The organism is Halalkalibaculum sp. DA384 (genome assembly GCF_043951955.1).
Lineage (GTDB): Bacteria > Bacteroidota > Rhodothermia > Balneolales > Balneolaceae > JAMQKA01.
In genome coordinates, this window is record NZ_JBINJE010000005.1 from 153,168 (window position 1) to 173,305 (window position 20,138).

Annotated in this window: 14 protein-coding genes; 6 read left to right on the top strand and 8 right to left on the bottom strand. The window is 48.6% G+C overall.

The window, feature by feature from the left end:
* Positions 1 to 50: 50 nt before the first annotated feature.
* Positions 51 to 3,158, bottom strand: coding sequence for a SusC/RagA family TonB-linked outer membrane protein (locus ACG2E4_RS04990; protein WP_395275880.1), 3,108 nt, complete (start codon positions 3,156 to 3,158; stop codon positions 51 to 53).
* 256 nt (positions 3,159 to 3,414) lie between these two features.
* Here ACG2E4_RS04990 and ACG2E4_RS04995 point away from each other — a divergent pair, with 256 nt between their 5' ends.
* Together ACG2E4_RS04995 and ACG2E4_RS05000 are read left to right on the top strand one after the other, a co-directional pair.
* The gene (locus ACG2E4_RS04995) at positions 3,415 to 4,317 is read left to right on the top strand and encodes an AraC family transcriptional regulator (RefSeq protein WP_395258510.1); all 903 of its coding nucleotides are present in this window, start codon (positions 3,415 to 3,417) and stop codon (positions 4,315 to 4,317) included.
* A gap of 410 nt (positions 4,318 to 4,727) precedes the next feature.
* Positions 4,728 to 6,059 carry an alpha/beta hydrolase family protein gene (locus ACG2E4_RS05000; RefSeq protein ID WP_395275881.1) on the top strand — a complete coding sequence of 444 codons (1,332 nt, stop codon included), beginning with the start codon at positions 4,728 to 4,730 and terminating at the stop codon, positions 6,057 to 6,059.
* Positions 6,060 to 6,310: 251 nt separating this feature from the next.
* On the opposite strand, the gene ACG2E4_RS05005 is transcribed toward ACG2E4_RS05000, so the two are convergent.
* From ACG2E4_RS05005 to ACG2E4_RS05030, 6 genes are all read right to left on the bottom strand, one after another.
* Positions 6,311 to 8,452: a M3 family metallopeptidase gene (locus ACG2E4_RS05005; protein WP_395275882.1), complete on the bottom strand. Its 2,142-nt coding sequence runs from the start codon at positions 8,450 to 8,452 to the stop codon at positions 6,311 to 6,313.
* Positions 8,453 to 8,843: 391 nt separating this feature from the next.
* A complete protein-coding gene (locus ACG2E4_RS05010; protein WP_395275883.1) occupies positions 8,844 to 9,275 on the bottom strand; it encodes a hypothetical protein in 432 nt (143 codons plus the stop codon).
* Between the two features lie 107 nt (positions 9,276 to 9,382).
* Entirely contained in the window at positions 9,383 to 9,985 is a 603-nt protein-coding gene (locus ACG2E4_RS05015) for a hypothetical protein (RefSeq protein WP_395275884.1), read from the bottom strand.
* 33 nt (positions 9,986 to 10,018) lie between these two features.
* Positions 10,019 to 10,414, bottom strand: a complete 396-nt coding sequence (locus ACG2E4_RS05020; RefSeq protein ID WP_395275885.1) for a hypothetical protein — start codon at positions 10,412 to 10,414, stop codon at positions 10,019 to 10,021.
* A 656-nt stretch (positions 10,415 to 11,070) separates the two neighbouring features.
* Positions 11,071 to 12,759 carry a potassium channel family protein gene (locus ACG2E4_RS05025; protein ID WP_395275886.1) on the bottom strand — a complete coding sequence of 563 codons (1,689 nt, stop codon included), beginning with the start codon at positions 12,757 to 12,759 and terminating at the stop codon, positions 11,071 to 11,073.
* A 73-nt stretch (positions 12,760 to 12,832) separates the two neighbouring features.
* Positions 12,833 to 13,726 carry a DUF72 domain-containing protein gene (locus tag ACG2E4_RS05030; RefSeq protein ID WP_395275887.1) on the bottom strand — a complete coding sequence of 298 codons (894 nt, stop codon included), beginning with the start codon at positions 13,724 to 13,726 and terminating at the stop codon, positions 12,833 to 12,835.
* Positions 13,727 to 14,297: 571 nt separating this feature from the next.
* Between ACG2E4_RS05030 and ACG2E4_RS05035 the strand changes: the two genes are divergently transcribed.
* From ACG2E4_RS05035 to ACG2E4_RS05050, 4 genes are all read left to right on the top strand, one after another.
* Positions 14,298 to 14,678 (top strand): response regulator, encoded by a 381-nt coding sequence (locus ACG2E4_RS05035; protein ID WP_395258536.1) that lies wholly within the window; start codon positions 14,298 to 14,300, stop codon positions 14,676 to 14,678.
* Between the two features lie 75 nt (positions 14,679 to 14,753).
* The gene (locus ACG2E4_RS05040; protein ID WP_395275888.1) at positions 14,754 to 16,790 is read left to right on the top strand and encodes a M1 family metallopeptidase; all 2,037 of its coding nucleotides are present in this window, start codon (positions 14,754 to 14,756) and stop codon (positions 16,788 to 16,790) included.
* Between the two features lie 144 nt (positions 16,791 to 16,934).
* On the top strand, positions 16,935 to 18,635 hold the full coding sequence (locus ACG2E4_RS05045) for a sensor histidine kinase (RefSeq protein ID WP_395275889.1): 1,701 nt from the start codon (positions 16,935 to 16,937) through the stop codon (positions 18,633 to 18,635).
* Complete coding sequence (locus ACG2E4_RS05050) at positions 18,625 to 19,326, top strand: response regulator (protein WP_395258545.1); 702 nt, start codon at positions 18,625 to 18,627, stop codon at positions 19,324 to 19,326. Before ACG2E4_RS05045 ends, ACG2E4_RS05050 begins: the two co-directional genes overlap by 11 nt.
* A 76-nt stretch (positions 19,327 to 19,402) precedes the next feature.
* Here the strand turns inward: ACG2E4_RS05050 and ACG2E4_RS05055 are convergent, their stop codons facing one another.
* Entirely contained in the window at positions 19,403 to 19,978 is a 576-nt protein-coding gene (locus ACG2E4_RS05055) for an NADPH-dependent FMN reductase (RefSeq protein ID WP_395258548.1), read from the bottom strand.
* Positions 19,979 to 20,138 lie beyond the last annotated feature (160 nt).

The following is a 20,138-nucleotide window of genomic DNA, read 5'->3' on the forward strand; positions in this document are numbered from 1 at the left end:
TTACCTCTTCATTATCTATTTAAATATTTTTCTGACACCGAAGGGAGCCTTTAGAAATTCAGATTCAAACCAATCGTAAACACACGGGATCGCGGGTAGGAATCGTAATCGTCGCCGCGATTGAAGTTGCTCTGCCCGCCGCTGCTTACTTCCGGATCAAAGCCGGAGTAGTCGGTAAGTGTCAACAGGTTTTGCGCACTAACATAAATTCGCGCTCTCTGAAGTACATTTTGACCAGTGAGACTGGTGGGCAGGGTATATCCCAGCGTCACGTTTTGGACACGCAGGTAGCTGCCATCCTCAATAAAGAAGTCCGAGTCTCTGAAGTAGTTGGCAAACTCCCGCTTTGCATCAATAATTGGCCGGCTTGCATCCGTATTGTCAGGCCGCCAGGAATCCTCCAAAATGTTACTAATCTGGTTGATCTTCTGTATCCCATCACCGGCCTCAGCCTGTTGCAGGTTGCGCACCTCGTTCCCATGCACTCCCCTGACGTAGATGCTTAAATCAAACTGTTTAACGTTCAGGGAAGAGTTCAGTCCCCATGTAAAGTCGGGATTGGGATCGCCGATAATAACCATATCTCCTTCCGGCGTAATTCTTCCGTCGCCGTTTACGTCACGGTATTGCGGGTAGCCGGGCAAGTCACCGGATAAGGAAGCGCTGTTCTGGATCTCCTCCTCGCTTTGGAAGATGCCGACATAGTCAAATCCTCTCCAAACTCCGACGGGCAATCCTTCTGAAACCCAGCTGCCAAACACCCCGAGGTGTCCACAGCCCGGGCAACCGGTAAAGAAGGGCTGGGTTCCGCCCAGGTCTGTAATTTCGTTTTCGACAATGGAGATGTTCCCGGAGAAGTTCAACCGGAGATCACTCCGGCTGATAGCAAGGTAATCCGTAGAGATTTCAAAGCCGGTATTCCCCATGGAACCCGTATTCTGGAGCATGCTGCCAAAACCCGTGCTGGAGGGAATATTTACGTTGAGCAACAGGTCATCGGTGATATTATCAAAGTACTCAAACGTCAGATCAAGACGTCCATTCAGGAACCCAAGATCCAGTGCAATATTGCGCATGGTCGTCTCCTCCCACCGGAGGTTGGGATTCGGGATGCGATTTTCAACCAATCCACTGGCCAGCTGACCGCCAATCACATAGTTTGCTGTCGTTAATCCTGAAAGGGACTGGTATACAGGGAGTTCTGAGTTTCCTGTGACTCCCCAGCTGGCCCTGATCTTAAAATTAGAGAAGAGATCAGCCAAGCCCGCGTTCTCAAAAAACGGCTCATTATTGATACGCCAACCCAGCGCCACCGATGGGAAGTTGGCCCATTTATTATTCTCTCCAAACTTGGACGAACCATCTCGGCGGAACGTGAAGGTGGCCAGGTAGCGATCACTAAAATTGTAATTAATCCTTGCCAGGAACGATTGCAGGTTCCACTGCTGCCGGCTGGATACCGGTATCTGGGGATTAATACCATTTTGCAGGTTCACGCTCTTAAAGTTATCAGCTGGAAAATCCCTGTTCTCTACCTCTGAAAAGCGGTTAACTTCTTCCTGCCAGGTATATCCTACCACCGCATCAATGGAATGATCTTCTGTCAACTGTTTCGTATATGACAGGGTATTCTCATTCAAAATATTGTTAATGCTCCGCTGGCCCTTTGAGAGCACGACATTCTGATCAATACCGATATTCGTTGTTAACGGGAAAAAGGTATCCCGCTCATTGAAAACGATATTGGCACCAAATCTTGAGGTCAGGCTTAATCCTTCAAGGATATCGACGGTGAGAGAAGAGTTACCAAAAAAGCGATTATAGCGATCCTCGTCCACCCCATCCTCTAGTTCCGCTACCGGGTTAATGGGGAACCGGTCATCATAGAGCGGGAAGTTATACGCTCCATTTTCATTTCTTACTTCAGGTGTAGGATCGAGCTGCAGGGCTGAAACGATAATGCCGCCCGGTCCCTGGCTGGTCAACGCATTTTCGGATTCCCCGCGCGTATATGACCAGCTGCTGTTCAACGTCACGATATCCTTGAACAGGTCGTTATCCAGGTTCAGGCGCAAACCATATCGTTTAAACTGGGTATCTCTTACAATTCCCTTATTGTTATGCAAACTGGTTACAATGGCATATCGATTACTTTCATTTCCCCCGGAAACCGAAAGCTGGTGATCAGCCACCAGGCCGGTCCGTGATATTTCGTCAAGCCAGTCGGTACCGGCGCCCATATTTTCGATCTCCTGCTGACTATAAAGGGGAGCCCCACCCTGACTTTCGGCCAGAATGTTGCGGTACCTGGCATATCCATCGGCAGGCAGCATCTCTACACTGTTTGCAATAGTTTGAAATGACTGGGAGCCGTTGTAGGTGACACGCGTATCACCGGCCTGTCCTTTCTTGGTGGTAATAATTACAACTCCACTCGCTCCCCTGGAACCGTAAATTGCAGTTGCCGAGGCATCTTTAAGGACTTCAATTGATTCAATGTTGTTAAGGTTAAGTGTTGCCAGCACATTTGTGGGAGGTCGCCCGGACCCGGTCCCCTCTGAACTGTTGTCAGGATATATTGGAAAACCATCTATGACATACAGGGGCTCTGATCCCGCATTCAACGAGTTGGTTCCCCGAATCCGAACAGATGTACCCCCGCCTGGGGCTGAGCTTGTTTGTTTGACATACACCCCGGCAACACGACCTTTTATGGCATTGTCAACAGAGGTTACCGGAACGTTTTCAATAGATTCACCTCCAAGCGATGACACCGAACCGGTTAGATCACTCTTACGCTGGGTCCCGTAACCAACTACCAGCAGTTCTTCTCCAATAACAGCTTCGGATTGCAGTTCTACATTGAGTTCTGAGCGGCCATTAATGGGAACTTCCAGTGTTTGGTAACCAACAAACGAAAAGGCCAGAGTATCCTGTAAAGAAGGTACACTGAGCTCATAATTTCCCTCACTATTTGTTGAAGTCCCAATGGTAGTACCTTTTACAACTACATTTACTCCTGGTAAATTTTCACCACTGTTAGCATCAACAACACTGCCGGTAACGGTACCTTGAGCTAACGCACCATAGCTGAATTGGCACAGAAACAGAGGTAGCAAGGCGAGAACTTTCCACATTTTGTATAGATATCTTATCATGTCAATCCCTTTTTATTTTAATCCCGTCACTTTGAATATTACTGCTGAACCAAGTTTCAGGCTGGCAAACCTAATTCTCCCTGCTATAAATAAAGAACAAGCTGATTCTTTATTTGCCTGCCAGACACTTTTATAGTTTTTTTACTTGGCTAATAAAAAGATTAAAAAAACTACTACTTGTAAATCAGCATCATCAACGTATATTCTATTTATGCTTTAGTAAATGGACAATATTTTGTTAAGCATAGACAATACTATGATACCAGAAGAAAGAAAACGAGAGGGATTCCTCGGACAAAAGATGGTGGTACTTCCTCAAAATGTGAGAAATGCAATCCAGGAGAACCGTATTATCAACAAGATGTATGTCACCGATATTGGATATTATCCCTATGCCGATCACCACTACCGAAAAAGAGAAACGGGTTCAGAGGAGTATATTCTTATTTACTGTCTGGAAGGCCATGGCTGGATTGAGCTAAAAACAGACCACTATGAACTGGTTCCAAACTCCTACTTCATCATTCCCCGCAACACTGCACACAAATATGGAGCCCGGAAGGACGATCCCTGGAGTATTTACTGGATCCATTTTTCAGGTAGTTCAGCAACCCAGCTTTATAGCAAATATACGTTAGCGGATTCATCGGATGAGGAAGCCCCGCAAGTTATACAAATTCCTTTTGAGGAGCGGCGGATCAAGTATTTTAACGGGATCATATCGTTACTGGAAAGTGGATACAGCCGGGAAATCATAGAGTATGTCAACATTAGCCTCTGGCAGCTCCTTGCCTCATTTGTTTATAACGATTTCTTCTCAGAGATACGCCACCAGAGTAATGAAACGAATATCGTTGACAACGCCATCAACTACATGAAAGAAAACCTCGACCGCTCGATATCGGTGGATGAGCTGGCAGAACACCTGAACTATTCCAGTTCCTATCTTTACTCCCTGTTCAAAGAGGAAACAGGCTACTCCCCGATCCATTACTTTAATCACCTGAAAATTCAGAAGGCATGCCAGTACCTGAGCTTTACAAATATGAGCATCAAGGAGATCAGCTATGAACTGGGATTTAATGATCCATTTTATTTTTCAAGGCTTTTCAAAAAGCTGATGGAGCTTTCGCCCACGGAATACCGGGAAGAACTTTAGTATAAATTTATCGCCTTTGATGAGCGTTCAACACCTTCACCAGCGATACTAAAATTGGGTGCGAAATAGTTTCAACTCGGTCCATATTGTTATATGATCAAGCCGCCTACAACGACGAGTCGAGGGTTTTGAAAGGCCTTCAGTAACCAAACTGCAAATTACATTTTTTTTGATTGCCGCCATTTTACCATATTGCATTGCTTGGCAGCTTATTGCCGGCCGACTAGCTGATATCTCGATATGGCCTTGTAAATAAATTCATTATGAGCATGAGATTTTCCCGCCCGGCGTCACCTGCTTAAATTCATTCCTTGGCAAACGCCGGGAGCACCCGTTAACCGCAGAACCTGTCGTAATTTGAATCGCCTGAGAGCCGTAAACAGCTGAATTAGATCTACTAAAACCAACAGATGATGAATAGTCCAGCAAATATGTTTGGTAATAGACGTAAACAGGGCAGGAGTCTTCACCTTGTGCTTCTCCTTCCCTTTCTGCTTCTGAATACCTATCCAGTCAAGGCGCAAACCCCCGACACCGTGGCCGGCATACCGGTCAATTATGATGAGGACAAGGTGGGTAAATATCAGCTTCCGGACCCGCTGCTGCTTGCCAACGGGGAGAAGGTAGATAATGCTGACACCTGGTATGAACAGCGTCGCCCGGAGCTCCTCGAACTGTTCAAGGAATTTCAATTTGGACGTGCCCCCGAACCTCCCGCAGACCTGAAATACAATGTGTTCGACAAAGGAACCGTAACGCATGACGGAACCGCCGTCCGCAAACAGGTAACAGTATATTTTTCTTCCGAGGAGAACGAACCCAGTATGGAATTGCTGATCTACCTTCCGGCTGAGGCGACCGCCCCTGTCCCAATACTCTTTACCCCAAGCTTTTTAGCAAATTCGACCAGGGTGAATGATCCCGGGGTTAAGCGCGGTCATATCTGGAACAGGAAGCAGGAACGCGTTCCCGCTCCTGAGAAAAGCAATTTCGGAGAACTGGATGTTCAACAATTCATCTCCCGCGGCATCGGCATAGCCACGGTGTATTACGGGGATATTGAACCGGATTTCGAGGGAGGTTATCAACACGGCGTCAGGGGACTATACAGGGAACAGGGACAAAATCAACGAAGACCGGATGAATGGGGAGCCATTTCAGCATGGGCCTGGGGCCTGAGCCGGGCGATGGACTATTTTGAAACGGACAGGGATATTGATGCAGCCAGGGTTGCGTTGATGGGAATTTCCCGGCTTGGTAAAACGGTGCTCTGGGCAGCTGCCCGTGACCAGCGGTTTGCAGCGGTGATAGCCAGCTGTTCAGGTGAGGGAGGCGCAGCCCTGAGCCGACGCAACTATGGGGAAACTGTTGCCCATTTGACAGCTCCGTCACGATACCCGTATCAGTTTGCCCCAAACTACCAGGTGTTTGCTGAACACGTCAATCAGCTGCCGGTGGATGGCAACTTGCTGCTTTCCCTTATTGCTCCTCGTCCGTTGCTTCTGCAAACGGGAAATGAGGATCTCTGGTCTGACCCCAGGGGCGAATTTCTGGCAGCCGCAGATGCGGCCCGGGTCTACCGGCTATTGGGCGAACAGGGACTAGGTACCGATCAGTGGCCTTCTGCGGGGAATCCGGTATTCGGTACTATCAGCTATTTCATGCATGAGGGAGGTCATGGAACTCTGCCCTCCGACTGGGAGATCTTTCTGAAGTTTTTGGAGAAGCACCTGGTGAATTAAAAACATTGAGTCCAACGATATTATAAAAATTTAAACTATTCATCGGACGAAATGTTTTCGAGGTCTTTAAAAACCAGGGTTTTTGCAAAGACCTCTTTTAGCCAATCTGTTTCTGGAAACAAGCGGGCTGAATGGGGAAAAATATGCTTTCTCCCACACCTGTTGCATATAAATAGCACCGAAGAACTGGATCCAAATCCGGCATTCCCAGAGTAACATTCATCAGGTTACATACACACCATTCACAGGCATCACCTGCCACCCGTGCTGAGTCCCCGTCTCTCAAGCAGGTGTTTCACATCGGGCTCCTGGCCGCGATACGTTTTGTACAGCTCCATCGCGTCCCGGCTGCCCCCCCGCGACAAGATATACTCCCTGAATCGCTGGCCGTTTTCCCGCTCCAGTCCACCCTCCTGCTGCATATAGGCAAAAGCATCGGCGGCAAGTACTTCGCTCCAGATATAGGCATAGTAATTTGCCGAATACCCGCCCGCAAAGATATGTGCAAAATAGGGCGATTTGTACCGGGGCGGAACCGCTTCCATATCCAGTCCGTATTTTTCCAGCGCCTTTTCTTCGAAAGAAAGTACGTCTTCGGGAATCTCATCGCTCTCGAGCAGGTGCCACTCCAGGTCCAGCATGGTAGCGGCAAGGTATTCCTGAGTATCAAATCCCTGGTTAAAATCGCGTGCGGCAATGACCTTGTCGAGGAGTTCCTGCGGTATCTGCTGGCCCGTTTCGTAATGAACCGCGTAATTTTCAAGCACTTCCGGCTCAACGGCCCAATCCTCCTCAAACGTGGAAGGAAACTCTACAAAATCACGCGGAACCGAAGTACCCGCCTGGGAAGGATACCTGACATCCGAAAACAGCCCGTGTACGGCATGACCCATTTCGTGAAACATGGTGGTGACATTGTCAAAACTGATCAGTGCGGGTTCTCCCTCAGCCGGCTTTGGAATATTCATCACATTTACAATCACCGGTTTTTTATCCAGCAGGTGCGACTGCGATACAAACGAGTTCATCCACGCCCCGCCTCGTTTGGATTCGCGCTCAAAATAATCAGCATAAAACAGGCCGATCTGCGAGCCGTCCTCGTCATACACGTCAAATACGCGAACATCCGGGTGGTAGACCGGCAGATCCTTCCGCTCCTCAAATGTAATTCCGAACAACCGGTTCATCGTGTAGAATACGCCATCCTGCAGCACGCGATTCAGCTCAAAATAGGGCCGTACTTCCGACTGATCGATATTGTATTCAGCCTGGCGGACCTTCTCGGCATAGTAGTTCCAATCCCAGGGTTTCACTTCTCCCTCTATACCGTCTTCGCGCATCATTTCCCGTATCGCCTCTGCTTCGCCTTCCGTGTTTTCAATCACCGGCGGGATCAGGTCAGACAACATATCGAGGGCGGCTTCCGGTGTTTGGGCCGTCTGGGGTTCCAGCTTGTATGCTGCATGATTGGGATAGCCCAGCAGCTCCGCCCGTTCGGCGCGCAGTCCAGCCAGTTCCAACACCAGCGGACGGTTATCGATACCGCCCTCCTCTCCGATACCCCGGTAGGCCGAAGCTTCCCAGACGCGCTGCCGCAGATCCCGGTTGTTCAACTCCTTGAGGATCGGAACCCGGGTGGTATTGGTAATCGTTAGCAGGTATCCCTCCTCATGCCCCCGCTCCTCGGCAGCCTCACGCGCCGCCGCTATTCGATCTTCGCTGAGTCCGTCAAGTTGTTCCTCGTCATCTACCAAAACCGCCCGCTCCTTCGTTATATCCAGGAGATTCTCCTGGAACTGGGTGGTCAGGGAGGATATACGTTCATTAATTTCCCGCATGCGCTGTTTTTCCTCTTCATTCAGCTGAGCCCCTGCGCGCACAAAATCGCGATGGGTATCTTCCAGCAGCTTAAGTGAGGCCTCATCCAGGTCCAGCTCTTCCCGCTTTTCGTAGAGGGTGTTCACCCGATCGTACAATTCGGCATTAAGCAAGATATTGTCGGAATGGGCCGCCAGCCTCGGTGCCATATCTTTTTGAATTTCCTGGATCTCATCATTGGTGTGGGCAGAAGTCAGATTGTAAAACACCGAGCTCGTCCGACGCAGCAAGGCACCGCTCTTCTCCATCGCCACAATCGTATTTTCAAAAGTGGGGGGTTCAGTATTTGAAGCGATCGATTCTATCTCCTCGAGCTCGCGCTCCATCCCCGCCTCGAAAGCAGGTCGAAAATGCTCAACATCGATCGCATCAAAATCAGGAGCTTCAAACGGGAGGGGACTGGGTGCAAACAGGGGATTCTCATTCATTTCGTTCGTATTACGGTTGTTTTGACTACAGGCCGACAGTACTATACCGGCAGCCATAAAGAGTATGAAAAGGGAGATATTTTTCATGATTCGGGTGGTTAAATAAAATGAACAGTTATAGTCTTTCTGCCATATTCAACGGTACCTTCAAACCGGTTAAACCGGCAAGATCTCTAACAGGCTATAGCCGGGAGTAATTTGTAACCATGTCGCGAAAGAGCAAGATTGCATGTTCAGCTGAGCAGAAGTCGGCTACTCCAAGACATGATCATTAATAGATTGAAGTTCCTTAAAGTAAATATTTTAAGCAACCTATTTAAATAACTTATAGGGTCTTTTGCAGAATCCACTATTGTGTTGGAAGGTGGTTGTACCACCGACCTTATTGATCTTTTAACGGGAGTCGAACTTTTTCCGAACGAGGTTGAGAAGTTTTGTAAAACCCTCTCATATTACGAACAGCTTTCAGAGTCACTCTTCAAGGTCGGTTTGGGGGGTCCGGGAAAGGCGTTAACACCAGCTCAACCGAAAGACCGCTCTCATTTTCGCTGGTATCTACAGACGAGATACGGTAGTGATAGGTAGTTCCGTTTGTAACTGTTGAGTCTGTATAACTGGTACCGCTGACCGGTTTGCCCCCGTTAATCGGGTCAAGCGACGTCGAGTCCGGGATCGAATTTTCCGCACGATAAACATAATATCCCTGCAGATCATCTCCATACACGGCATCCCAGTCAATAACCAGTTCCCCGTTCCCGGTCTCTCCCGTTACAGCCTTCGGAACTGGCGGGACGGTAGTATCCTCCTCCAACGTTTCCTCCTCCGGGGAAGTGGGACTGCTACATCCTATTGCTGCCGCAGCGGCAACGGCCAGTACCAGCATCCGCCTGTTATCGAACCATTTCATCATCGACTCAATCATTTTATTAGCATCATTTTTTGTACAATCCGCCGGTTGCCGATCTCAAAGACCGCAAAGTACACTCCGCTCGACTGCCCCGAAGCATCAAATCGAACCTAGTAAACACCTGCCGGACATACTTCTTCTATCAACGTAGCGATATTCCGTCCGATCACATCATACACTTTCAGGCTGACCATGTTCTGGCGGGGCAGCGTAAACGAAAGGGTGGTGGCCGGGTTAAAGGGATTGGGATAATTCGGACTCACTTCGATCTTCGACGGCAGGTATTGCTTTTGCTGGTCTTCGATATACCGGTCATTTCCGATTACCAGTACGTAACTCGTTGTTTGGGCACCGGGAGTAATCTCTGTCTTCCGGCCTGCATTCAGCTCGTAAGACCGGCTGGTTTCCTGCTCAATTAGTACGGCCGGTTCGTCTAAGTCAGCCATCACCGGTCGTTTTATTACATCAATCGGCTCGGTAAAGTCAACGACCAGCTTCTTCTCCAGGTGAGACGACTGGGCCGCCGTATCGGTAATAATAATAGTGAGCTGATCGCCCTGATTTCCATTGCCATAAACAACATAGGCAAACGGCTGCGTAGAGTGCGGCTCAATCCTCAGCTTTTGCGGAGCAGAAATATCAAAACGGTAGGGTTGCAGCGCATAGGAAAACAGTGTCTGAACATGCACTGTCTGGGTATCATTGGCCGCCATGGAGAGTGTATCAATTCCGGAAAAATTATCAGCCTACCCGTTGACCACGATCCCCTCTTTCAGCGGACACAAGCGGGCGGCATCAAAAAAGGTATCTATTTCAGCATCTTCTGTGGTGTTGCTGTTCTGTTTCACCCGTACTTTCAGCCCTGTCGAAGCATTTTTACTTACGGTGGTGTAGTTGATCCAGTAGAAGGTCGCCCCCTTCTCCAGTGATTGCAGACGAGACAGTTCCCACTTCGCGGCGGTAAGAGTAGAATCGTACTGAAGCGTATCTGTAAACGACGGCTCGCTCGAGAGGTGCAGGTGATACCGATAGCGTGAGGAACTGTCCGACCAGGCCAGCGTTTCCGGTACCTCGATAGCCGTAAACTCCCGCCGGGTCCACCCGCTTGCCAGCGTATCATTGTCCACGCTTGCCCGTCGCACCCGCCAGTAGTACGTTTTCCCGTTTCCACGGTACCATCGCCCCAGTCGATTGTAAAGTCATAATCGGTGTAAGCCCATCCGCCCCGGGTACCGATGGTTATCGATTCGTTCTCCGTGGTGGTCTCCCACGTTGTCACAAATGGTTGCGGCTGACCCCATGCAATGGCTGGATTCTGGAGAACAAGAAACACCACGCAACATGCATACAACAAACCCCTCACGTACCCCATAAAACTACTGAAGATCTCTTTGATTTATTATTTAGCAATCCTGACTCTGAATAACAGAAGCTTTTTGCCAACGCCCTATAGAGTAGCCTGCCTAAATTATTACAGAAGTAACAATCTGTCTTTTTCTATGATACTGTCATGAAAAAAGCTGTTTAAAACAAACACGTTATTTTTGAGTTTAAATCTATTTTAAAACAAGTAATATTCTGCCATTTAAACAATAAATATTAATACTTAAAATAAATTTTAACCTGTTTAGACATATCATCCCTGTCGAACCTGAACGGTTACCCTTGTTTGCAGTGTAGGGAGGCTCTTGCAATTTACACTCCTTTTTCGAAACCCATTTTCTATCAAATGGAAGTAAGATGATGTGCCGATCCAGCTCTCTTTTTCAGGACTTGTCAAAAGTTCCGGCAGCTCTGTTTATTCCCTGAATTCATCCATAAATCTCATTTCATCCTCGTTGGTGCCGATCAGGACAAGTTCGCTCTCCTCGGATATTCTGAAACCGGGCTCAGGATTTACAATCTGTTGGTCATTTTCCCGGATGGAAAGCACGTTACAGCCGGTCTTTTGCCGAACCTGCGAGTCAATCAGTGTTTTTCCCACAAGCCGGGCAGGGGTTTTAACAGTAAATACATTCAGTCCCTCGGCAATAATAACGATATCGTTTCGCTCCAGAATATTAAAAATAGCATTTGCACCCATTGTTGCATAGGACAGTACAAAATCAGCCCCTGCCCGGTGCAGGGTTGATACATTTCGCTGCAGCGTTGAACGGCTTATAATCTGAATGTTGGGGCGCAATTTCCGGGCATAAATCGTCAGATAGATGTTCATATCGTCATCGTGGGTGGTGACAAGAATGCACGGCGCCTGCTCAATTCCCGCTTTTTTGAGCACGCTAAAATCTTCGGCCGAGCCCAGGATATATCGCTCATCCTCCTTCATACGGGCGGGATCCTTGTCAATAATCCGGTAATCCAGTCCCCGTTCATCGAAAGCTTCGGCAATACCACGCCCCACGCGTCCCGCCCCCACGATGATGACCGGCTCATCAGAAACCCGGTAGATAGCCATAAACTCGTCATACGATCTGAGCTGATCGGTGGACCCCGCCATAATAAGCACGCTCTCATTTTTGATGGCAAGATCGGGGTGGGGCTTTATAAACTGCCCTCGTTCCCATATACCCACCAGGTTGATCCCCATCTTTTCCCGCAGCTGGCTCTCTTTCAGCGTTTTGCCCACCAGCGGTGTTTGGTAGGCCATCGCTTCAGCAATCACCAGCCTGTCAAATCGCCCGAGTACGTGAACCCGGCTGTCCTGCCCGATCGTTCTGCGTGAAAGCGATCGGCCCATCATCTCTCCCATTCGTATGACGTGAGAACACCCGGCCAGCTTAAGAAGGTCAATAGAGTCGGCGGAGTTGGCCGTGGCCACGATGGTTACATCCTCATCCATTTCCCGAACCGTATTACTCACGTTGGAATTTACCATATCGCTTCCCAGCGTTACCACCATGGCGGCCTGCCCGATCCGAAGATTCCGGTAGGTTTCGGGGTCATCGAGCTCCCCGTAGACCACATGGTAGCCCTGGTCGTGATATTCGAGCGCCTGTCCCAGGTCGCCTTCAAGCAGCACGTACTCGTAATGGTACTGCTCAAGCTTTTCCATTAGCGCCCTGGAAATCGGGTTGAAATGCGTTATAATGATGTGGTCCCGGGTATCTTCAGGGAGTTGACGCGGGGCCCTCGCCTTTGACTGCGCCTCGAGCCACGGGGCATAGAAAAACTGGATAAACGTGAATGGCAACAGTATCAGCAGCGATACCATCCCCGACAGCAGTACAATTACTGAAAACGCGCGACCCAGATCACTGGTAAAGGTGATATCACCAAATCCGAGGGTGGTCATCACGGTGAGTGTCCAGTAGAAGCCGGTAATCCAGCTGAACTGCTGCCCTTCGTACTCCATGATATAATGAAATATGACGGTGTATGCCGAGATAATCACAAAAAGAAATGCCAGGAAACGGGCAAGCCGCTTGATATTATACCGGGCATCCCGGCTGGAGATAATTTGCGTAAGCTGGGAAGAGAAAAATTTCAATTGGTTGACTTCTTGATCTTATCGTTGTCCCTTAACACCGATTTTACGGCCGTACAAATAGCTTTCAGCATTTTTAAAACAGGTCCTTTTGGCCACCATCAAGCCAGTTCGGCACCTTCAAATTTGACCCCAACTCTGCGTTCAGGTTTTTAATTAAATGAGCAGCCAGCTCGGGCGATCGCTGCTCATCATTCTGATGTACGAAAAAATGAATGTTATCCAATCCCTGGTCGGTCCAGCGCTGGAGTCGTTGCACCCATTCCTCCAGTCGCGTAAAATCGGTGGGATGATTCGCGCCCACATAGCGGACAAACGTCTCATTATTCGTCAGGCGCATGTGCAGCAGATCGCGCCGGCCGGCGGTATCCACAATTACATTTGCCACATTATTTTCCTCCAGTAACTGGTAGAGGTCCTCGGCCACAGAGGGATCATTAAACCAATCCGTGTGCCTGAATTCAGCAGCCAGCGGTATGCCCTCCGGCCACTCCTCGACGAAACGGACCACCCGGTCAAAAAATTTGGGGGCAAACTTGCTGCGCAGCTGCAGGAAAACCGTCCCCAGCTTCTCCCTGAAATGCACTACGCTGTCCAGGAAATCATCTCGTGCTTTTTCAACATCATTCAGCCATTTGAAGTGGCTGACCCGCTGGTTTACTTTCGGAAAAAAACGAAACCCTTCAGGCACTTTTTGGTACCAGTCATTGATTTGGTCCTCCGAAAAATTCCGGTAGAACGTGGCATTCATCTCCACGGCATTAAACTGCGAGCCGTAGTATTCCAGCTCGTCGCCGGTCCCTTTCGGATAAAAATTTTTGAGATCTTTCCGGTTCCACTTGGCACAGCCCACATATATCTCAGGGGGCTCGGAAGAACCCGTTTTTTCAAGCACCTCCGCGGTTCCGGGATGATCCTGGGGTAGAAAAAAATCAATGCTTCCGGGATGATCTGCGCTGCCAAATTTCATGAAAACAGGGTCATGTATTTACGGTTCAGAGGGCTTTACAAAACCGTTGTTTTGCAGAACCCTCGGTTTGTATATTCTTCTTTCTCAAGATTCAGACGGAAGGTATTCATTTTTTTCTCTTTTCCCGAATGGTCTCTTCCCGGGAGCCTGACGGCCCCGACACGTCGAACGAGAGGAATTCTCGTAATACCGAATGCCAATCCCGCTACCTCAGCTCCTGCCTATTCATTAATGGAGGGTTTTGCAAAACCTCCATTATAAAGAAGTTCCGATTTTAGCATATTTGTATGTATTTTTGGCCTACCGCACAGGGTGCGGCCTGTTATCCAGGCACGGCAACTTTTTTTATTTGATCGAAAATTGTCCTAACTTCATTTTAATATTTACACGATTCAGCAGGCTTTCCACGGCCTCTCTGACAGCCGTGCCAACATGCGGGAAAAGGTGATTCTGCTGATTATTTCAATACAACATTCCGGAATCCGGTGGACCGATCCATCTCTTGTTTAAATTGAATAAAATAATCTTCTTACTATTTTATCAATCGAATTATAAAATGATTTAACGCTGTATGGGTAACACAAAGAAAAAAGTTCTCATTGTTGAAGATGACCTTATTCTGAATTTATTGTATGAAAGTTATCTTGAACGACTTGATTTTGAGACTGAGGGAGAGCTGGTATACGGCAAAACAGCAATAGAGACGGCAAAAAGTATTGATCCCGATCTCATTATTATGGACATCTCCCTTGAGGGAGAGATTGATGGCATTCAAGCGATGAAAGAAATTCGAACATTTTCGGACGTGCCGGTCATATATATAACAGGCAATTCCGATCCCTACCACGTGGAACGCGCCCAGGAAACCGACTACCTGGACTACCTGACCAAGCCGATAGAATTTGACGATCTCAAAAAATCCATCGACAAGCATTTCAAGACCGTCAGCTAAGCCTAATAACTGCTTGTCAAGTCTCTTATCCCAGCAAATACATAATCCACAATTCCTGATTTATCACAGAATACAATGATACCGACAGCTAAGAAATCCCTCTCTTTTGTTATACTAATATCCCTGTTTATCGCCGGATGCGCCACGGTACAACAACGTGCCGAGCAACCGGAAACAGCCGCTACGGCAGCCTCCCAGGCAACCCCTCCGGACACCACCCTCCCCCTGGAGCTGGATCGGCCCGTTCCGAACTCCATAGATTTTGAGATTCCGTACGCGTACAAGCGTTCGGTCCGGCAGGGCACAAGGACCCCCATGGGCACTCCCGGTGAAGATTACTGGCAGCAGAAGGTAGACTACGACATGGACGTGGAGCTTATCCCGGACGAAAAGAGGGTCACGGCCCGCAGTACCATCACCTACCACAACAACGCCCCCGACTCACTGAACGGCATTATGCTTGAACTGGCACAAAATGTGCACAAAGAAGGCGTTCCGCGCAAAGAGAACGTGGAGGTAACGGGAGGAATGGAGATAAAAAGTGTGACAGTGGAAGGGCGCGAGCTCCGGGAAATCACGATGCAGGGACAACAGGGCTATTATATTGATGGAACCCGCATGTTTCTGACCCTGCCCTCGGCCCTCAAACACGGTCGCTCAACACAGGTTGAGGTGGAGTGGGCTTTCAAGGTGCCACAGAAAGGGGCCGGCGGACGTATGGGGTACAGCGAAGACAACCTCTTTTTTATTGCCTACTGGTATCCCAAGATTTCGGTATATGACGATGTCTATGGCTGGTTCACCGACCGGTTTAAAAACAACGCCGAATTCTACCATGAGTTTGGTGACTATTCGGTCGATATCACCGCGCCGGAACAGTGGCTGGTTACCTCCACGGGCAACCTGCAAAATGCCGGCCAGGTGCTGGACGCTTCCGTTGCCGAGCGCTACCGCCAGGCCCAGCAGAGTGACCAGGTAATAGCCATTGTAGACAGCAGCGACTTCGGGAATATTACTCCTTCAACCGGAGACGGCACATTAACCTGGTCGTTCACGGCAGAAAATATCAATGACTTTGCCTTCAGTGTTACCAAAGAATCGGTCTGGGAGGGCGCGCGCGCCTCAGTTGGAGATCGCGATAACGATGGACAGGAGGAATACACTTTTGTAGATGCCGTCTATCGCCTTTCAGCTCCCAAATGGAAAAAAGCGGTCCCCTATGCCCAGCATTCCATCACCTTCTTTTCAGACTATTTGGGCATGAGTTATCCCTGGTCGCATATGACCTCCATTGAAGGCGGTGGCATCATCGGCGGGGGGATGGAGTTCCCCATGATTACCATCATCGGCTCCTATAACTACCAGCCGCAGGAAAGCCTCTATTACGTGATCGCCCATGAATTTGCGCACATGTGGATTCCGATGATTGTAAGCACCAATGAGCGCCGCTACAGCTGGATCGACGAGGGCACTACGACTTTTAACGAAAACCAGGCGCGAAAAGACTATTTCCCCGATTCCGGCAACCCGGACATCAACGAATTTAATTCATATACAAACATCGCCGGCACCTACCTGGAAGGTCCCATTATGCGATGGTCTGACTATCATTATCCCGGTCCCGCTTTCGGGGTGGCCTCCTACCCGAAACCCGGCAGTGGCCTGGTGATACTACGGCACCTGCTGGGTGAAAAAACATTTCAAAAAGCCTACCAGACGTTTTTGAGCGAATGGAAATACAAACATCCCTACCCGTGGGACCTGTTTAATATTTTTGAAGCGGTCAGCGGGCGGAATCTTGACTGGTTCTGGCGCAGCTTCTACTATGAGACGTGGATTCTTGACCAGGCGGTCGGGGATGTCACCTCAACAGCAAACGGAACGCGGATCGTGATCGAAGACAAAGGCCAAATGCCGCTGCCAGCGACAGTAGAGATAACGCTGGACAACGGCGAAACGCTGACCCGTCATATCGAAGTAGACACCTGGCTGAGGGGCAACACATCTGCAGAGCTTCTCATAGAGCACCAAGCCGAAGTAACCGGGGTTCAAATTGACCCTCAACATCATTTCCCGGATGTGAACAGGGCCAATAATTCCTGGCAAAAATAAACGTCTGCAAGGATTAATATTTAGATTCGTTACAGAGGGGCATTGACAGATGTCCCTCTTTTTATTTTTTGCAATTCTCCCCAGCAAGAAATTGTTTACATTTAACCTTCATTCATATTACTTTCTTTTTCAAAGAAACTGCATATGTTAAAAAAATACCTTTCATTGCGTTGGGTTTTACTAGGCACGGCCATTGTCACTATTCTTGGCCTGACGGCGATGAATGTCTTTTCGCTATTTCGCCTGCACCAAACAACGATTGAATCGGACCTGGAAAACAAGAAACTGCAGGTATCAGAATTTACTGACAAGGTTCATCACCGTTTTTTCAATCCGTACTGGGGAATTGACAAGCTCGACATGGATCATACCCAGCGGGTGTTTGAACAAACAGGGCAATTCCCCCCGGCATTTCAGCGACACATCGAGCAGGCCGCCGCCGATTCCATCTTTACCGACATCTATTTCAAACCTCACGGCTGCAGGGCCTGCCAGAATGAAACCAGCCTGCTCAGATTTGATCAGCTTGACCGCAAATTTAAACCGACTACCGAATATTCCGAATTCGTGTGCGACGGGATGGGCATTGCGCGAACCCGCATGAAAGTGCTCATTGACGAATACCGGTTTAACTATAAAAGCATTTTTGATACCCACTACAGCATGACCCTGGCGCTGATCAATCTCTCCGAACAGGAAATTTTTGGCTACCTGACCATGCTGATCGACCAAGACTACCTGGTTAATGAATACTTGCATAAAGAGCTGGTGCGGCGCTTCGGCAACCCCGACTCCAGCGGCGTAGTGGTTTGGCTGCGGGACTGGACCAAGGACGAGACGGTCATAAGCAGCGATCACGCGCGCACCTTTGACGAAGACAAGGTGCAGTACAAGCAGCGGTTTCCCGATTTCTTTGACAACTGGACGCTCAAGGTAGCTTTTACCGAAAGTCCCACGATTGCGGCTTCCAAGGCCTCGCTGTTCAAAAATTTTGCGGTACTGGGTGGTGCGGTCGTCATCCTGCTGGGGGCGATCGGGTTTATCTTTGTCACCGCGCAAAAAGAGCGGGCTCTGGCGGAGCGGCAGGCCGGCTTCCTGGCTAATGTAACCCATGAATTGAAGACCCCTCTTGCCGTAATGCAGGCGGCGGGCGAAAACCTTGCCGATGGACGCGTGGATAACAAGGAGCGGCTCCAGTCCTACGGCCGGCATATCCACAGCGAGGCCCTCCGGCTAAAGCGAATGATAGAAAAGCTGCTGGATGTAGCCAAAGCTGATGCCGGACAGTCCATTATTGAACCCAAACCCGTTGACTTGAACCGGCTTGTTCAACGATACCTGGATAACCATGAACCCTATATCAACAACAAAGGCTTCACTCTTGATATATCGATGGACGAGTCACTGCCTCCTGTCATGGTAGATGAAGACAGTTTTAACACCATCATCGGAAACCTGGTTGAAAATGCCATAAAATATAGCGAAGATGAAAAATATATCGGTATACAGCTGCAAAAAAAGCATACACAGGTGCGCCTTGAGATAGAAGATCACGGGGTGGGAATACCCAGGAGCGCGATCAAACATATTTTTGAAAAATTCTACCGGGTCGAAGACTCCCTGACAGCCCAAAGCAAAGGTCACGGTTTAGGACTCTCGATCGTCAAAAACCTTGTTGAGCTGAACGGCGGCACCATACAGGTTGACAGTGTGAAAGGAAACGGTTCTACATTTATCGTGGAATTCCCGATTCTGGTCGATCCCGGAAATAACGGTAACGGTACTACAGACGAACAATCACAACAACACATTAATCAGCAAGATAAACCCCAGTATGTCGGATAACCCAAAAAAAATAGTAATTGTTGAAGACGAGCCCAGCCTCATTTTTACCTTACAGGATACACTGGAAAACGAGGGATATGATGTTTTTGTGGCTGAAGAAGGTGAAGAAGCCGTCGAAATTGTAAAAAAAGAGAATCCCGACCTGATGTTGCTGGATCTCATGCTCCCCGGAATGAGCGGTTATGACGTATGTAAAAAAGTCCGCAACATGACCTACACGTTTCCCATCATTATATTGACGGCCAGGGACCAGGAAATTGACAAAGTCACCGGCCTCAACATCGGGGCCGACGACTATATGACCAAGCCGTTCGGCGTTAAGGAACTGCTTGCACGCATTAAAGCCCGTCTCCGCCGTTCAGAAACCTACTCCAAGTCAAAACCGATCAACGATCTGGAGCTGGATCCGGTAACGATTGACCTGAAAAATGCCCTGGCCAGGCACCCGGAGGAGGAAAAGGATCTGACCACGCGGGAGGTCGAACTTATCCGGTACCTCGCCGCGCATGCCAATGAACCGGTCTCACGCGATGCCCTGCTGGAAAATGTCTGGCGGTACGAGCACAGCACCAACACCCGTACGGTGGATGTTCACATCTCAAAACTGCGTTCCAAAATTGAACAACACCCCGACGACCCGCAGTACCTGGTTACCCTGCACGGCGTAGGTTATATGCTGAAAATTGAGTAATGGTCAGATCGACTCTGCGGATAATCGTTGGCAGATCAGCAAGGCAGGGAGGGTACCACTTACAGACAGAGAGTTCTTAGTCGTTCAACCCCTCCAACACGTTTTGGGATTTGGTATCGGCGATAAATTGGATAAAATTTTTGATCTGGTTATCCAGCAGTTGCTGCTGAAATGAGTCGCTGATCCCTTTCTCCTCATCAAAATTATCATTTACCCTGGGAATGTAGACCCGTTCCGGAAATATATATGCATTCCGATAACTGAATACCTGCTGCATCTGCTCAACTGCTCGTAAAGCCCCAAAAGCACCATCGGCCTCTCCCACGAAACAGATCGGTTTCTTCTCCAGTCCGCTCGGATAGGGCAGATAATCTATAACCAGCTTCAGAATGCCGGGATACCCTCCATTATATTCGGGTACAACCACGCAGAGCCCGTCGGCATCCAGCAGTTTGGTAGTAAACTTCCGGACTTCTTCATTCTCCTTTCCGTAAGGCCCTCCGCTAACCTGTTCGAGTGGGAAGTATCGCAGATCGATGATTTCAGGCATCACCTCCTCGATCTCACGGTATCGTGTTCGCAAATAACGCGATACACGCAACGCATTAGAGCCGGGGCGGTCGGTACCGCTAATAATATTCAGTTCAATCATTACATGCTGTTCTATTAGTGCTGAAAAAAAGTATACCAAATTCGACAGTTAATAATTCCATCTTAATCATTTAAGATCTTATTGAAAATTTACTTAATTAATAAACATAAATTTAAATAATAACTAACTTATTTTCAATTTATTCATATTTGATTTAATA

Coding starts and splice junctions, on each gene's coding strand:
- ACG2E4_RS04990 (WP_395275880.1), bottom strand. CDS start 3,158: ATGATAAGATATCTATACAAAATGTGGAAAGTTCTCGCCTTGCTACCT.
- ACG2E4_RS04995 (WP_395258510.1), top strand. CDS start 3,415: ATGATACCAGAAGAAAGAAAACGAGAGGGATTCCTCGGACAAAAGATG.
- ACG2E4_RS05000 (WP_395275881.1), top strand. CDS start 4,728: ATGATGAATAGTCCAGCAAATATGTTTGGTAATAGACGTAAACAGGGC.
- ACG2E4_RS05005 (WP_395275882.1), bottom strand. CDS start 8,452: ATGAAAAATATCTCCCTTTTCATACTCTTTATGGCTGCCGGTATAGTA.
- ACG2E4_RS05010 (WP_395275883.1), bottom strand. CDS start 9,275: ATGATGAAATGGTTCGATAACAGGCGGATGCTGGTACTGGCCGTTGCC.
- ACG2E4_RS05015 (WP_395275884.1), bottom strand. CDS start 9,985: ATGGCGGCCAATGATACCCAGACAGTGCATGTTCAGACACTGTTTTCC.
- ACG2E4_RS05030 (WP_395275887.1), bottom strand. CDS start 13,726: ATGAAATTTGGCAGCGCAGATCATCCCGGAAGCATTGATTTTTTTCTA.
- ACG2E4_RS05035 (WP_395258536.1), top strand. CDS start 14,298: ATGGGTAACACAAAGAAAAAAGTTCTCATTGTTGAAGATGACCTTATT.
- ACG2E4_RS05040 (WP_395275888.1), top strand. CDS start 14,754: ATGATACCGACAGCTAAGAAATCCCTCTCTTTTGTTATACTAATATCC.
- ACG2E4_RS05045 (WP_395275889.1), top strand. CDS start 16,935: ATGTTAAAAAAATACCTTTCATTGCGTTGGGTTTTACTAGGCACGGCC.
- ACG2E4_RS05050 (WP_395258545.1), top strand. CDS start 18,625: ATGTCGGATAACCCAAAAAAAATAGTAATTGTTGAAGACGAGCCCAGC.
- ACG2E4_RS05055 (WP_395258548.1), bottom strand. CDS start 19,978: ATGATTGAACTGAATATTATTAGCGGTACCGACCGCCCCGGCTCTAAT.